The 14,298-nt window shown below is 50.9% G+C and carries 12 protein-coding genes and 4 tRNA genes; 12 read left to right on the top strand and 4 right to left on the bottom strand.

The window, feature by feature from the left end; genetic code table 11:
• Positions 1-56: 56 nt before the first annotated feature.
• The 4 genes from I6N93_RS13360 to I6N93_RS13345 all read right to left on the bottom strand — a co-directional run bounded on the left by I6N93_RS13360 (position 57) and on the right by I6N93_RS13345 (position 4,785).
• Positions 57-1,604, bottom strand: coding sequence for a catalase (locus I6N93_RS13360; protein WP_094107920.1), 1,548 nt, complete (start codon positions 1,602-1,604; stop codon positions 57-59).
• 408 nt (positions 1,605-2,012) lie between these two features.
• Positions 2,013-2,786, bottom strand: a complete 774-nt coding sequence (locus tag I6N93_RS13355; protein WP_085689387.1) for a (S)-acetoin forming diacetyl reductase — start codon at positions 2,784-2,786, stop codon at positions 2,013-2,015.
• A gap of 338 nt (positions 2,787-3,124) precedes the next feature.
• Entirely contained in the window at positions 3,125-3,895 is a 771-nt protein-coding gene (locus I6N93_RS13350) for a (S)-acetoin forming diacetyl reductase (protein ID WP_085689390.1), read from the bottom strand.
• Between the two features lie 410 nt (positions 3,896-4,305).
• Positions 4,306-4,785 carry an SRPBCC family protein gene (locus I6N93_RS13345; protein WP_085689393.1) on the bottom strand — a complete coding sequence of 160 codons (480 nt, stop codon included), beginning with the start codon at positions 4,783-4,785 and terminating at the stop codon, positions 4,306-4,308.
• 283 nt (positions 4,786-5,068) lie between these two features.
• Here I6N93_RS13345 and pncC point away from each other — a divergent pair, with 283 nt between their 5' ends.
• The 12 genes from pncC to gshA all read left to right on the top strand — a co-directional run bounded on the left by pncC (position 5,069) and on the right by gshA (position 14,146).
• Positions 5,069-5,563 carry a nicotinamide-nucleotide amidase gene (pncC, locus tag I6N93_RS13340; protein WP_085689396.1) on the top strand — a complete coding sequence of 165 codons (495 nt, stop codon included), beginning with the start codon at positions 5,069-5,071 and terminating at the stop codon, positions 5,561-5,563.
• A gap of 105 nt (positions 5,564-5,668) precedes the next feature.
• The gene (recA, locus tag I6N93_RS13335) at positions 5,669-6,745 is read left to right on the top strand and encodes a recombinase RecA (RefSeq protein WP_085689399.1); all 1,077 of its coding nucleotides are present in this window, start codon (positions 5,669-5,671) and stop codon (positions 6,743-6,745) included.
• Positions 6,746-6,795: 50 nt separating this feature from the next.
• On the top strand, positions 6,796-7,272 hold the full coding sequence (locus tag I6N93_RS13330) for a regulatory protein RecX (RefSeq protein WP_085689461.1): 477 nt from the start codon (positions 6,796-6,798) through the stop codon (positions 7,270-7,272).
• Between the two features lie 138 nt (positions 7,273-7,410).
• Complete coding sequence (gene alaS / locus I6N93_RS13325; RefSeq protein ID WP_085689402.1) at positions 7,411-10,038, top strand: alanine--tRNA ligase; 2,628 nt, start codon at positions 7,411-7,413, stop codon at positions 10,036-10,038.
• Between the two features lie 314 nt (positions 10,039-10,352).
• Positions 10,353-10,538, top strand: coding sequence for a carbon storage regulator CsrA (gene csrA, locus I6N93_RS13320; RefSeq protein WP_005972168.1), 186 nt, complete (start codon positions 10,353-10,355; stop codon positions 10,536-10,538).
• 303 nt (positions 10,539-10,841) lie between these two features.
• A tRNA-Ser gene (locus tag I6N93_RS13315) sits at positions 10,842-10,934 on the top strand.
• Positions 10,935-10,947: 13 nt separating this feature from the next.
• Positions 10,948-11,024 (top strand) — tRNA-Arg (locus tag I6N93_RS13310).
• A gap of 72 nt (positions 11,025-11,096) precedes the next feature.
• A tRNA-Arg gene (locus I6N93_RS13305) sits at positions 11,097-11,173 on the top strand.
• Between the two features lie 54 nt (positions 11,174-11,227).
• Positions 11,228-11,304: transfer RNA gene (locus I6N93_RS13300), tRNA-Arg, on the top strand.
• 214 nt (positions 11,305-11,518) lie between these two features.
• On the top strand, positions 11,519-12,085 hold the full coding sequence (gene yqaB, locus I6N93_RS13295) for a fructose-1-phosphate/6-phosphogluconate phosphatase (protein ID WP_085689408.1): 567 nt from the start codon (positions 11,519-11,521) through the stop codon (positions 12,083-12,085).
• Positions 12,082-12,510, top strand: a complete 429-nt coding sequence (locus tag I6N93_RS13290; protein WP_085689411.1) for a YqaA family protein — start codon at positions 12,082-12,084, stop codon at positions 12,508-12,510. Before yqaB ends, I6N93_RS13290 begins: the two co-directional genes overlap by 4 nt.
• An 82-nt stretch (positions 12,511-12,592) precedes the next feature.
• The gene (gene gshA, locus I6N93_RS13285; RefSeq protein ID WP_085689414.1) at positions 12,593-14,146 is read left to right on the top strand and encodes a glutamate--cysteine ligase; all 1,554 of its coding nucleotides are present in this window, start codon (positions 12,593-12,595) and stop codon (positions 14,144-14,146) included.
• The last annotated feature ends 152 nt before the right edge of the window (positions 14,147-14,298 follow it).

Here is a 14,298-nt window from a genome sequence, read left to right as displayed (position 1 = left end):
GCATTCCCTAAAATGAGTGGCCGCCTGTAGGGATATCCACGGGCGGCCAGGCATCATTAGTCGCTTAGTTTAGCGGCCAGACTCTTCACCTTCGTCAAATCGCCTTTGGCGATCGTCGTCAGTCGCGATCCATACTCCTGATCGGCTTTGTAGAAGTACGACAGCATGATATTTCTGCTTTCAACATCTGCTGTTCCCAAGGCCGAACCCAGACTATTGACCAGATCGGTGCGATCTTTTTCGCTATAAGAGCGGTATAGTTCGCCCGTTTGCTTAAAGTTCTGCTCCTTCTGAATCTTGCTTTGCTGCGTCGTTCCGTTCAGTGGAGTTTGGCTATAACGGGCGGAAACCAGCTCTTCACGCGGATGCAATCGGCTGGGCTGATAGTTAACGCCCTCATCCTGGGTATGACCGTGGTTCAACGTACCATCCTGATTGCCGTTATTGACGGTTTTAAGCGGCGCATTGATCGGCAGGCTCAGCCCCGTCGTTCCTACCCGGTACAGTTGGGTATCCGCGTAAGCAAACATTCGGCCCTGCAGCAGTTTGTCTTCAGACGCTTCAATACCGGGAACCAGATTGGCAGGCGCCATGGCGACCTGCTCGGTCTCCTGGAAGAAGTTATCCGGGTTCTTGTTCAGAACCATCTGTCCGATTTTGCGTTCAGGGACGTCAGGCCAGATTTTGGTGGCGTCCAGCGGATTGAAGTCGAACTTTTGCAGGTCTTCCGGCTTCAGCACCTGAACATAAAGATCCCATTTTGGATAGTCGCCGCGCTGGATAGCGCTGACCAAATCATTAGTCATATGGCTGTAATCCTTTCCTTGCACTTCTTCAACCTGTTTGGGATCCAGATTCTTCACGCCCTGCAACGTTTTCCAGTGGAACTTCACGTAGTGAACTTCACCTTTGTCGTTAACCAGTTTGTAGGCGTGAACGCCGTTACCATCCATATTTCGGTAGGTTGCCGGCGTGCCTTCGTTGGAGTAAAGCAACGTCAGAGTACGGGTTGATTCCGGCAGGTGGGAGAAAAAGTCGAAGCGACGGGCATCGTTATCCTGATTGGTGCGTGGGTCCGGCTTGAAAGCATGCACCATGTCGGGAAACTTGATGGCGTCTCGAATGAAGAAGGTCGGGAAGTTGTTGCCGACTAAATCCCAGTTACCCTGTGTGGTATAGAATTTGGTGGCGAAACCGCGCGGGTCACGCAGCGTTTCGGGGGAGTGGTTGCCATGTACGACGCTGGAAAACCGAACGAAAACAGGCGTGTGCGTTCCTTTTTTGAATACATCGGCGACCGTGAGATCGGAAATATCCTCTGTAGCGGTGAACTGGCCGTACGCGCCGGTTCCCCGAGCGTGAACCACGCGTTCCGGAATGCGTTCGCGGTCAAAACGCTGCAGTTTCTGTAGCAGCTGGACGTCTTGAAGAAGAACCGGACCGTTGGGACCGGCGGTTTGCGAGTTCTGGTTATCGCCGACCGGGGCGCCATTGTCGCGGGTTAGGGTATCAGCGAATGCCGACTGAAACACGATGAGTGATGATATGGCGACCAGCGTTTTTTTCCAGCCGGCGCCACGACGCGTTGCGGGTATATTGCTCATAATTTGCCTCTTCTTCCTTGCGATGTTCAACAATAAGGGGTGTATTGCTGTTGAGTCCGTTGTGCTGATTTCCGACAAACCTCGGTCTACTGCCGCCTGATGCTCTGTCTTTCCCTGGGCGTGTCGCTCTTCCCTCTGTCCAGGCCTGACCGGGCTGCCGCGTATAGGTCTATCATCCCGGGAATAACAAAATAGTGACTTTCCGTGACTGAATTACTTTACCTGTTTTAACCCTATACTTGAGGCCGTTATTTCTATCGAATTGATAGGTGGGCTATGGCGGAATAACCGCTGGTGGAATCGAAAAAAAGAGAAGGGCAAAGAGAGGGACGGTAGAGGGATGGTTTCCCGCCAGAGACAACATCAAGCAGGCGGGAAACACTCGACTTCGCGGCTCAGGTTTGGCGCTTACTTAAAGACCATGCCACCGTCGATTAACAATGACTGACCCGTCATGTAGTCGGAGTCGGGTCCGCAAAGATAGGATACGCATGCCGCGACATCTTCCGGCTTAGACGGACGACCTAGCGCAATCTGCTGGGTGAATTGCTCCGTGCCATACCCTTCCGGCTTACCCGCGGCGGCAGAGAACTTGCGATCGAACTCTTGCCAGAGCGGGGTCACGACGATGCCGGGGCAAAAGGCGTTGACGTTAATACCAAGCGGCGCAAGGTCGCGTGCGGTTGTCTGCGTCAGTCCGCGCACGGCAAACTTGCTGGCGCTATAGATGGACATATCGGGGTTGCCGACTTGGCCTGCCTGTGAACAGGCGTTGACGATTTTGCCGCCGTGGCCCAGCTCTTTGAAGGCTTTAACCGCGGCCTGCGTTCCCCAGATAACGCCCTTGATATTGATATCCACAACGCGGTCGATGATCTCGGACGTCATGTTCTCAATCGGGCCACGCGGCGCAATCCCGGCGTTATTGACGATCACGTCAAAACCGCCAAGCTGCTGTTCGGTTGTTTCGACGGCGGCGAAAATTTGATCTCGGTCGGAGACATCCGCCGTAATCGCGATGGCTTTACCGCCAGCGGAGTTAATTTTCTGTGCGACCTGTTTGGCGCTTTCAGCGTTGTAATCGACGATAGTGACGGCGAACCCATCCTTCACCAGACGAAGCGCGATGGCCTCACCAATTCCCTGACCGGCTCCTGTGACCAGCGCAACTTTATTTGTCATCTGTTATCCTTCTAATAAATTTCATTAATCAATTATGGCTAGGGTAGCGTCTGGCGTATTAAATAAAAACTTATAGTAAATTCAGTGACTTTTACCAGGCATTCAATAACCGATAGCGGTTATCAGCCAAAGTCATTGTTCCTCAATTAACTATTTTCAACGCTTGAATTGGCGTATGGCCTGTGAAGAAATGTCAAATAGAAATGGGTGTGGCTGACAGGAATATTTGGGGGCGTAGAGGGGGAGAAGAATGACGTTCTCCCGTCTGAAATGACGAGTGGCGGGAGAGCGTAGGGGCTGCGGCATATGGAGCCGGCCATCATGGGTAAATTCGTTGATTAACTAAATACCATACCGCCGTCGATCAGCAGAGACTGACCGGTCATATAGTTAGAGTCCGGGCTGGCCAGGTAAGAAACACAGGCAGCCACGTCTTCCGGTTCGGACAGGCGGCCCAGAGTAATGCGTTTGGCGAACTGTTCGGTGCCGTAGCCTTTGGGTTTGCCGGCGGCTTCGGAGATTTGGCGATCGATTTCATCCCACATCGGCGTTTTCACGATGCCGGGGCAAAAGCCGTTGACGGTAATGCCAAGCGGAGCCAGGTCGCGCGCAGCGGTTTGCGTCAAGCCACGAACGGCGAATTTACTGGAGCTGTAGACAGCCAGTTCAGGGTTACCGATATGCCCAGCCTGTGAACAGGCGTTGATGATTTTACCGCCGTGTCCCAACTCTTTGAACGCTTTGACGGCAGCCTGAATACCCCAAATCACCCCTTTCAGGTTGATGTTGTAAACCTTATCCACGATTTCCGGCGTAATTTCTTCAATCGGCGTGCTCGGCGCGATACCAGCATTGTTGACGATCACATCGAAGCCGCCCAACTGTTGCTTAGCTGTTTCAACGGCGGCGAAGACCTGGTCCCGGTTAGAGACGTCGGCTGTGACCGCAATCGCTTTACCGCCCGCTTCGTTAATACGCTGCGCTACCGCTTTAGCGCTTTCACCGTTGTAATCCACAATAGCTACGGCAAATCCGTCTTTAACCAAGCGAAGGGCGATAGATTCTCCGATTCCTTGACCCGCACCGGTTACCAATGCAACTTTCGTCATGTTCTATTCCTTAGTGTTTAATAGTTAAATCGCTCTAATGAGGATAGTCGTAGACCTAAGGAATAAAAACTTATAGTGAGAAGGGTTATTGTTATTTGGCTTTAAATAACTCGGCGATATAAATGCGATCGTCATTATTCGTCACGTAGTGCGTGGTGATTTTAATGGTTATGTCTAAAGAGAGTCATTCGTGAGGCAGGGTAATTATGGGGAAGGGGCGGTGTGAAATCAGACAGTTTGTAACGTGCCAAATTCACCTTACATCCTCACCCTCAACCTTACCGACCTGTGACAGTTCTATACATTCAGGTTGGTAGATTAGAGCCGTCTCTTGTTGATGTTGTGTTACCCATCCCTGTCTGAGAGTAGTTACTTTTCCCGCTTTCGAGCGGGATTTTTTTGTCTGTTGATTAGGCTGAAGCCGCCGGAAAAGTGGGTTCCTGCTCTGCCAGTTTTTTGAAACGCTGGAGGGTATTGTTCAGCATTTCTTTAGAAAGCAGCGCGAACATCTGGCCGATTTGCCGTCCCAGCAGTCCGCCTGGCGCATCAAAATAGATTGTCAGCGAGACTTCTGTGCCTCTTCCCTGCGGCGCGGGCTGAAAGGACAATTTGCCCTCGTTGGGAATGCGGGCGCCTTCGAGAGAGCACCAATGAATGAAACTCCCCGGCTGTTCTTCCACAATGCGTGCCGTCCATTCGATGCTTGGGCCGATCGGTGCTTTAACTCGCCAGAGAGAATCCGTTGCGTTCAGAATATCTATTCGCGCAAAGTGGTTCATCAGAACGGGTAGTGTCTCTGGTTTGCGCCATAGGTCGAATAGCATGTCTGCAGGTCGGTCTATAGCAATCGATTTGCCAAAACTGGTGGCGTTAGGACCTTTCACGCCCATACTGCGTAAGAACGTTGATGACACGTTCGTCCCTCCTTTATCTGGCACCATATGTCGCTGTAGAGAATGGTATGCCCAAGTGTACCGCAGAATGTGTGTTAGCAGGATCGCTCTATCGGTGTGTCGAATCGTGTTTGTGAAAAGGTGACGGCGATCTGAACGTTGTTGCTGCGTTTCTCAACCTTGCTGCGTATCGGTTTGCACTTCGGGTCTTGCCACGTTTTTTGAGGCGAGAAATGCTACCCTGATAGGTAACAGCTTCATTACTATAGTGAGTCAGTAGATGACAGAACATCATATTTTTCAGTTAAGCGTGCAGGTTGGCGAACGATTAAAATCCCGTGGCTCGCATATGACCTGTGCTGAGTCCTGCACTGGGGGCGGGGTGGCGAAGGCGATTACTGATGTCCCGGGCAGTTCCTCATGGTTTGACTATGGTTTTGTGACCTATAGCAATCGGGCCAAAGAGGTAATGGTCGGAGTCAAAGCGGAAACGCTGGCGCAGTACGGGGCGGTCAGCGGCGAAGTGGTGGAAGAAATGGCCGCAGGCGCGCTGGATAAAGCGGGGGCGGATTATGCGATTGCCATCAGCGGTATCGCCGGTCCGGATGGCGGCACTGCCGATAAACCGGTCGGCACCGTGTGGTTTGGTTTCGCCGCAAGGCAAGAAAACAGATTCGCCCGTAGAATGCAGTTCGACGGTGATCGCAACCGTGTCCGCCAACAAGCCGTTCAGTTTGCGCTGGAAACGCTGCTGAATACTTTTTTGCAAAATTAACCTTGATACTGTATGAGTGTACAGTATAATGTCCGTCACCCGTTCGGTGAATCATGAATAAGCAACAGCGCAGATGCAGCCTCGTGCTGCGAGACAGGAGTGGAAATGGCTATTGATGAGAACAAACAAAAGGCACTGGCAGCAGCACTGGGTCAAATCGAAAAGCAATTCGGTAAAGGTTCTATCATGCGTTTGGGCGAAGATCGCTCAATGGATGTTGAAACTATCTCTACAGGTTCTCTGTCCCTGGATATCGCGCTGGGCGTCGGCGGTTTGCCTATGGGTCGTATCGTAGAAATCTACGGGCCGGAATCCTCAGGTAAAACCACACTAACGCTACAGGTGATTGCTTCCGCTCAGCGTAAAGGAAAAACCTGTGCCTTTATCGATGCGGAGCATGCGCTGGACCCTATCTACGCGAAGAAACTGGGCGTTGATATCGACAATTTGCTATGTTCCCAGCCGGATACGGGTGAGCAGGCTCTGGAAATCTGTGACGCGCTGGCGCGCTCCGGTGCCGTGGATGTCATTATCGTTGACTCCGTAGCCGCATTGACGCCGAAGGCGGAAATCGAAGGTGAAATCGGCGACTCCCACATGGGGCTGGCCGCGCGAATGATGAGTCAGGCGATGCGTAAGCTAGCGGGCAACTTGAAACAGTCCAGCACGCTGCTGATTTTCATCAACCAGATCCGAATGAAGATCGGCGTGATGTTTGGTAACCCTGAAACGACGACTGGCGGTAACGCGCTGAAATTCTACGCCTCAGTACGACTGGATATCCGCCGTATCGGCGCTATCAAAGATGGTGACGAAGTTGTCGGTAGCGAAACTCGTGTGAAAGTGGTGAAAAACAAAGTTGCCGCGCCGTTCAAACAGGCTGAATTCCAGATCATGTACGGTGAAGGTATCAACACCTTTGGCGAACTAGTCGACCTTGGGGTTAAGCACAAGCTGATCGAAAAGGCGGGAGCCTGGTATAGCTACAACGGTGAGAAAATTGGTCAAGGTAAGGCCAATGCATGTAACTTCATCCGAGAGAATACTGCGATTGCGAACGAGCTGGATAAAAAATTACGCGACATGTTGCTAAATAAAGGCAATGAGCCAGCGGTGGCGGCTGCCAGCAGCGAAGCAGGTTTCGATGAAGAAACAGCCGGCAATTCCAAAGAAGAATTTTAATTAGTTCATGATGTTAGCTAGCAGTCGCCATACAACGATTAAGGTTGCGCGTGTCTAAAATATTGCGTTATGCCATGAATGTGTTGGCGGTTCGCGACCACAGTGAAACCGAGCTACGCCGCAAAATTGCGGCGTTCTTGTATTCCCCGTCAGAAGAAAACGGCGATGACTCCATTGCCGTCACTCAGGAAATCGAGCAGGCCATTGCCTATTGTGATGAGTATGGCTGGCTTGACGACAAACGATTCGCTCAACGTTACATTTCTAGCCGTAGCCGGAAGGGGTACGGAGCTCAGCGAATACGCAGCGAGTTGAGTCAGAAAGGCGTGGACAAATTGACGCAAAGCGAAGCATTACGCTGTAGTGGCGTTGATTGGTATCAATTAGCTCAGCAGGCCGCTGAGCGAAAATTTGGCCGCCCACTTCCCGCAGAGTGGAAAGAAAAAGCGAAAGTTCAGCGTTACCTCTTGTATCGCGGTTTTTCGCATGATGAAATTCAGTCTCTATACACGAATTTTTCAGACTGAATGCATACGGGATTTTACTTCCCTCCTGAGAAAATTTATCTTATTCCCACTTTTTTAGTTCGTGTTTGGTCCGATTTCGCCTGTACGTCGCACGGATCGGACCCGCGACCATCCTTTTAGCTTGATTTCAGGACAATTATGAGCAAGAGCACCGCTGAGATCCGTCAAGCGTTTCTCGATTTTTTCCATAGTAAGGGACACCAGATTGTCCCTAGTAGCTCCCTGGTACCAAATAACGATCCGACACTGTTATTTACGAATGCGGGGATGAACCAGTTTAAGGACGTATTCCTTGGTCTGGATAAGCGTAGCTATTCGCGCGCGACTACGTCTCAGCGTTGCGTGCGTGCCGGTGGGAAGCATAACGATCTCGAAAACGTAGGTTATACCGCACGTCACCACACTTTTTTTGAAATGCTGGGCAATTTTAGCTTCGGCGACTATTTTAAGCATGATGCTATACGCAATGCTTGGGAATTACTGACCGGCGAGCAGTGGTTCAACCTGCCAAAAGAGAAACTGTGGGTGACCGTCTACGCCACGGATGATGAGGCCTTTGATATTTGGGCCGACGAGATCGGCGTTCCGCGCGAACGCATCATCCGTATTGGTGACAACAAAGGCGCACCGTACGCATCAGATAACTTCTGGCAGATGGGCGATACGGGACCTTGCGGTCCATGTTCCGAGATCTTTTACGATCACGGCGACCACATCTGGGGCGGGCCTCCGGGTTCTCCGGAAGAGGATGGCGATCGCTTTATCGAGATCTGGAACCTGGTCTTCATGCAGTTCAACCGCCAGGCCGATGGCATGATGTTGCCTCTGCCCAAACCCTCGGTGGATACCGGTATGGGTCTGGAACGTATTTCAGCCGTACTGCAGCATGTTAACTCCAACTACGAAATTGATCTGTTCAAAACGCTGATCGCTGACGTCGCGAAAGTGATTGGTACAGACGATCTGGATAATAAATCGCTGCGTGTTATTGCCGACCATATTCGTTCCTGTGCTTTCCTGATCGCAGATGGCGTTATGCCGTCCAATGAAAACCGGGGCTATGTGCTGCGCCGTATCATTCGACGCGCGGTACGTCATGGAAATATGCTGGGCGCTAAAGATACCTTCTTCTATAAGTTGGTTGCCCCGCTGATTAACGTCATGGGCTCGGCTGCGGAAGAACTGAAACGTCAGCAATCGTCGGTCGAACAGGCGTTGAAGAACGAAGAAGAGCAGTTTGCAAGAACGCTGGAACGTGGATTGGCGCTGCTGGACGAAGAGATTAATAGTCTGGAGGGCGATACGCTGGATGGCGAAGCGGCTTTCCGCCTGTACGACACCTATGGCTTCCCGCTGGATTTGACCGCGGACGTGTGCCGCGAGCGCAATATCAAGGTCGATGAAGAAGGCTTTGAACGAGCAATGGAAGCGCAGCGTCAACGAGCTCGTGAAGCGAGCGGCTTTGGTGTGGATTATAACAGCCAGATTCGCGTCGATGCGGCCACAGACTTTTGCGGATACGAAAATACGGCAGGTAATGCCAACGTCATTGCGCTTTATCGCAAAGGTCAGTCTGTCGATGAAATTCATCCCGGTGACGATGCCGTGATCATCTTGGACAACACTCCGTTCTACGGTGAGTCTGGTGGTCAGGTGGGGGACCGGGGGGAACTTCAAACGACGGATGCGCGTTTTGTGGTGGAAGATACCCAGAAATATGGTCAGGCTATTGGTCATATCGGTAAACTCAGCCACGGTAAGCTGCGAATTAATGGTACTGTGAATGCCGTTGTCGATCGGGCGCGTCGTGATCGCATTCGTCTGAATCATTCCGCGACTCATTTACTGCATTCAGCACTACGTCAGGTCCTGGGTGAACATGTCGCTCAGAAAGGATCCTTGGTTAATGACCGTCATTTGCGTTTCGACTTCTCGCATACGGAAGCCATGAAATCGGAGCAGATTCGTCAGGTCGAAAATATTGTTAATGCTCAGGTTCGTCGCAATTTGCCGATTGAGACCGAGGTGATGGCGATTTCAGAGGCTAAGTCAAAAGGCGCCATGGCGCTCTTTGGTGAAAAATACGATGACCATGTTCGTGTGCTGACGATGGGCGACTTCTCGATAGAGCTGTGTGGGGGGATTCATGCTAGCCGCACGGGCGATATCGGTCTGTTCCTGATTGTGTCGGAGTCGGGCACTGCTGCGGGTATTCGTCGCATCGAAGCGGTGACGGGTGAAAATGCGATCAACGCACTGCATCGTCAGAGTGATGTACTGCAGGAAGTGACCGCGTTGGTTAAAAGCGATAACAATAATCTGGCGGAAAAAGTACGTTCTGTCATCGAGCGTACACGTATGCTGGAAAAAGAACTGCAGCAGTTGAAAGCGCAGCAGGCGGCACAAGAAAGCTCCTCCTTAGCGGGTAAAGCGAAAGAGGTGAAAGGTGTGAAACTGCTGGTCGTCCAACTGGATAACGTTGAACCCAAGATGCTACGTGCGATGGTCGATGACCTGAAAAACCAGTTGGGATCAGCGATTATCGTTCTCGCAACGACAGCCGAAGGTAAGGTCAGCCTTATCTCCGGGGTGACAAAAATGTTGACCAGCAGGGTGAAAGCAGGTGAACTCATCGGCTTTGTCGCTAGTCAAATTGGCGGTAAAGGCGGTGGTCGTCCTGATATGGCCCAAGCTGGCGGCAGCGACGTGAACGCCCTGCCGGCGGCACTGGAGAGCGTTGAAGCCTGGGTGGTTGATAAGCTGTAACTAATTTATCCATGTTATCTAGACAAACGTCGCAACCTTAAACAGTTTTGGCGTCTTGGGCTTGCGGAAACGGATGAGCGCAAGCCAGATGGAATTTAGCGGCCCTTGGAAAAACCGGGGCCATGAGATCTTCCGTCTGGCTGTGATAACAAAAATCGCAAGCTGTCTTATATCGACTAGACTGAACATTAGTAACAACTATGAGTGGGATGATGAACAATCATCATCTAGGTTTACGTTTTCTTGGCCCATGACGGATAATGGTGAGAAAATGAAGGGGCCTGACTCTTTATAATCTTTTCAAGGAGCAAAGAATGCTTATTTTAACTCGTCGAGTTGGCGAAACCCTCATGATAGGCGATGAGGTTACGGTTACCGTACTGGGAGTAAAGGGCAATCAGGTACGCATTGGTGTCAACGCCCCCAAAGAGGTTTCCGTTCACCGCGAAGAGATTTATCAGCGCATTCAGGCAGAGAAGTCTCAGCCTACATCATATTAATTGACAATGCGTCTCGCAAAACGAGGCGCCATTGCTTCTTTGATTGATTTCGTCGTATTTCCCGTTTTCCACATCTATATTCCTCATTTGTTTCTTCATGCTAGCAGGCATGATAAGCAATTGTTTTTCTGTTGATAAAATACACTGTGTGTTGCCAATCTGTACGTATTGCCCGCGAAGTGTGCAAACAGACATGGTGAGGGAAAAATTGTTTGACTTATAAGTCGTGGAAAGTAATATGTGCGCCACGCAGTACCGGTGAGCACAAAACGAAAGATGAGTTGAGTATCACAGGTCATGTTAGGTGAGGTGGCCGAGAGGCTGAAGGCGCTCCCCTGCTAAGGGAGTATGCGGTCAAAAGCTGCATCGAGGGTTCGAATCCCTCCCTCACCGCCATTTAATTGATTATGCATCCGTAGCTCAGCTGGATAGAGTACTCGGCTACGAACCGAGCGGTCGGAGGTTCGAATCCTCCCGGATGCACCATCAAGCAGTTTGTTGTTCTGGTGGATCTTTAGAGTTCATCAGAGAAAAGAGAAGTTTGCAGTTAGTTCCGATGCATCCGTAGCTCAGCTGGATAGAGTACTCGGCTACGAACCGAGCGGTCGGAGGTTCGAATCCTCCCGGATGCACCATCACTACGGTTTCATCCTCTGTTTTCAAAAGCATTAACGCCTCAATTCTGATATGCATCCGTAGCTCAGCTGGATAGAGTACTCGGCTACGAACCGAGCGGTCGGAGGTTCGAATCCTCCCGGATGCACCATCTTATTCCTCAAACTACTTTTCCTTTGTTTTCATCCTTTTTGTTCTCGCTTTTCATTCCTCAAATTCTTTTGCACGTTCCTCATTTGCTTTATTCCTCCAATTGTTCGCTATTACCCAATGGCCTGTTTTTCATACGGTTATTGAATGAGCGACAAGTTTTTTACTTTGCGTTAAAGTAGATATCCATTTTTTTAAAGTGCCATGGAGGCAAGATGTACGATCGCTATCTGGGCCTCATATTCGATATGGATGGCACTATTCTGGATACCGAGCAAACCCACTGCCTGGCCTGGAAGCAAGTGCTAGCCGGGAAGGGAATGCAGTATGATCCAGCGCCTCTAGTGGCACTGAATGGCGCGCCGACCTGGCGTATCGCCGAATGTATCATTGCCAGACATCAGCTCGACCTCGACCCTCACCAGCTCGCAGAAGAAAAAACGCGGTTAGCGATGGAAATGTTGCTGGATACCGTTTCACCGTTGCCGTTGATGGACGTAGTGAAGCGTTATCACGGCCGACGGCCAATGGCGGTTGGTACCGGTAGTCGGCACGCGATGGCGGAACAGCTGCTAAGCCATCTTGGTGTCAGACACTATTTTGACGCGATAGTCGGTGCCGATGATGTAGAAAATCATAAGCCGTTCCCCGACACATTCCTGCGCTGCGCCGAGTTTATCCAGGTATCACCTGCAAACTGCGTGGTTTTCGAAGATGCCGACTTTGGTATTGAAGCCGCGATGCGGGCAAACATGGATGTTGTCGATGTCAGAACGCTGTGAGCGAAGTCTGGTCTTTCATCTCGCTCTTCTGGAGTAGCTTCCTAAGCGCCACGCTATTGCCTGGCAGCTCGGAGGTGATTTTGGTCTCGCTATTAGTAGCGAAAACGTCCAGCCCATGGCTCCTGGTAGCGATTGCAACGGTCGGTAACACGCTGGGCGGTTTAACTAATATGATCGCCGGCCGACTCTTACCCGATCGTCAAAGCGGGCGAGGGCGAGCGATGGCTCAGCACTGGTTAGAGCGTTATGGTGTTGCTGCGCTATTATTTAGCTGGGTGCCTATCATTGGAGATATGCTTTGCGTCTTGGCGGGCTGGCTACGCTTGCCATGGGGGCTGGCTTTGCTCTGTATTTTTATTGGGAAAGCGCTACGTTATCTCGTGCTGTGCTGGGTGACGTTACAAGGGGTTGTATGGTGGTCCTAACCAGTTTTAATCGCGTCTGGTGGATGGCATCTGGCATCAGTTATGCTAACAACTATTACATATTAACTAACGGGAGGTCGCTTTGATCCCGGACGTATCAGAATCTCTGTCCTGGCTGGAACAACATCCTCAGGCCATCAAGGGAATCCAGCGAGGAATAGAACGCGAAACATTGCGTGTTATGGCCAATGGACATCTGGCGCAGACCGGGCATCCGGAAACGTTAGGGTCCGCATTGACGCACTCGTGGATCACCACGGATTTTGCCGAGTCTCTGTTAGAGTTTATTACCCCGGTCGATAAAGATATTGATCACCTGCTGACATTCCTGCGCGACATCCACCGCTATGTAGCCCAGCATCTGGGTGAAGAAAGAATGTGGCCGCTTAGTATGCCATGCTATGTCGCCGCTGAAGATGATATCGAACTGGCACAGTACGGTTCATCTAATATCGGACGAATGAAAACGTTGTACCGCGAAGGGCTGAAAAATCGCTATGGCGCTCTGATGCAAACCATTTCTGGTGTGCACTACAATTTTTCTTTGCCGTTGTCTTTTTGGCAGGAAAAGGCGGGCGTTACTGATGAAATCAGCGGTAAATCAACAATCTCATCCGGCTACTTTCAGTTGATTCGCAATTATTACCGTTTCGGTTGGGTGATCCCTTATTTTTTTGGGGCCTCGCCGGCCGTCTGCTCGTCCTTCCTGAATGGAAAAAACACCTCCATTCCTTTCGAGCGTACGGAAAATGGTCTTTGCTATCTGCCTTATGCCACTTCGCTGCGCCTCAGCGATCTGGGGTATACCAACAAGTCGCAGAGCAATTTGGGCATTACTTTCAACGATCTGGATACGTATGTCGCAGCGCTTAAGCAAGCTATTGCCACCCCTTCCGAAGACTATACTCAGTTAGGCGTGAAACGAGATGGTCGCTACCTGCAGCTCAATACCAACGTTCTGCAGATAGAGAATGAGTTGTATGCGCCAATCCGGCCTAAACGTGTTACGCGCTCGGGAGAGAAGCCGTCAGATGCCTTGCTGCGTGGAGGTGTCGAGTACATCGAGGTCAGATCGCTCGACATTAACCCCTTTTCCGCCACGGGCGTTAGCGAAGAACAGGTGCGCTTCCTCGATCTATTCCTGATTTGGTGTGCGCTGGCCGATGCGCCGGATATGAGCAGCGAAGAGCTGCAATGTACTCGTAAAAACTGGAATCGCGTTATTCTTGAAGGGCGTAAGCCCGGACAAACCATCGGGATGGGCTGTGATTCGCGGCAGCAGCCGTTGGCTGAAGTTGGGCGCGGGGTGTTTGCCGATTTACGTCGGGTAGCGGAATTGCTGGATAAGGAGCATGATGAACCTTGTTACCAGCAGGTTTGTGATAACCTAGTCGCCCAGTTTGACGATCCAGAAAACACATTCTCAGGTCGATTGTTGAAAATGATGCTTGAAGAAGGGAATGGAGGCGTCGGTTTAGCGCTGGCGGCCCAATATCGTGAAACCCTGCGGAAAGAGCCGTTGGAAATCCTGACTGAAAGCCAGTTTATCGCCGAGTCCCAACGCTCATGGCAGCGACAGCGACAGCTGGAATCTGAAGATAAACAAAGTTTTGAAGAGTTTCTTGCCGCGCAGTAACAGCGGGTAAAAAAGAAACGGCCACACGGAGTGTGGCCAAATAAACATCTCTGTTAATAGGGATGATGATGATAAATGCGCGTCTTTCATATGTATGACTTGCGCCATGAAAAAAAGTTTCCTGGAAACGAGAAAAAAACATTTTTTCGATG

The organism is Lonsdalea populi, from assembly GCF_015999465.1.
Classification (GTDB): Bacteria; Pseudomonadota; Gammaproteobacteria; order Enterobacterales; family Enterobacteriaceae; genus Lonsdalea; species Lonsdalea populi.
This window is presented reverse-complemented; position numbering and strand designations above follow the sequence as displayed.

Bases quoted from the DNA above. Each gene is read 5' to 3' on its own strand.
- pncC (WP_085689396.1), top strand. From the start codon at position 5,069: ATGACAGAACATCATATTTTTCAGTTAAGCGTGCAGGTTGGCGAACGA.
- I6N93_RS13345 (WP_085689393.1), bottom strand. From the start codon at position 4,785: ATGGGCGTGAAAGGTCCTAACGCCACCAGTTTTGGCAAATCGATTGCT.
- yqaB (WP_085689408.1), top strand. From the start codon at position 11,519: ATGTACGATCGCTATCTGGGCCTCATATTCGATATGGATGGCACTATT.
- I6N93_RS13350 (WP_085689390.1), bottom strand. From the start codon at position 3,895: ATGACGAAAGTTGCATTGGTAACCGGTGCGGGTCAAGGAATCGGAGAA.
- I6N93_RS13355 (WP_085689387.1), bottom strand. From the start codon at position 2,786: ATGACAAATAAAGTTGCGCTGGTCACAGGAGCCGGTCAGGGAATTGGT.
- alaS (WP_085689402.1), top strand. From the start codon at position 7,411: ATGAGCAAGAGCACCGCTGAGATCCGTCAAGCGTTTCTCGATTTTTTC.
- recA (WP_085689399.1), top strand. From the start codon at position 5,669: ATGGCTATTGATGAGAACAAACAAAAGGCACTGGCAGCAGCACTGGGT.
- csrA (WP_005972168.1), top strand. From the start codon at position 10,353: ATGCTTATTTTAACTCGTCGAGTTGGCGAAACCCTCATGATAGGCGAT.
- I6N93_RS13360 (WP_094107920.1), bottom strand. From the start codon at position 1,604: ATGAGCAATATACCCGCAACGCGTCGTGGCGCCGGCTGGAAAAAAACG.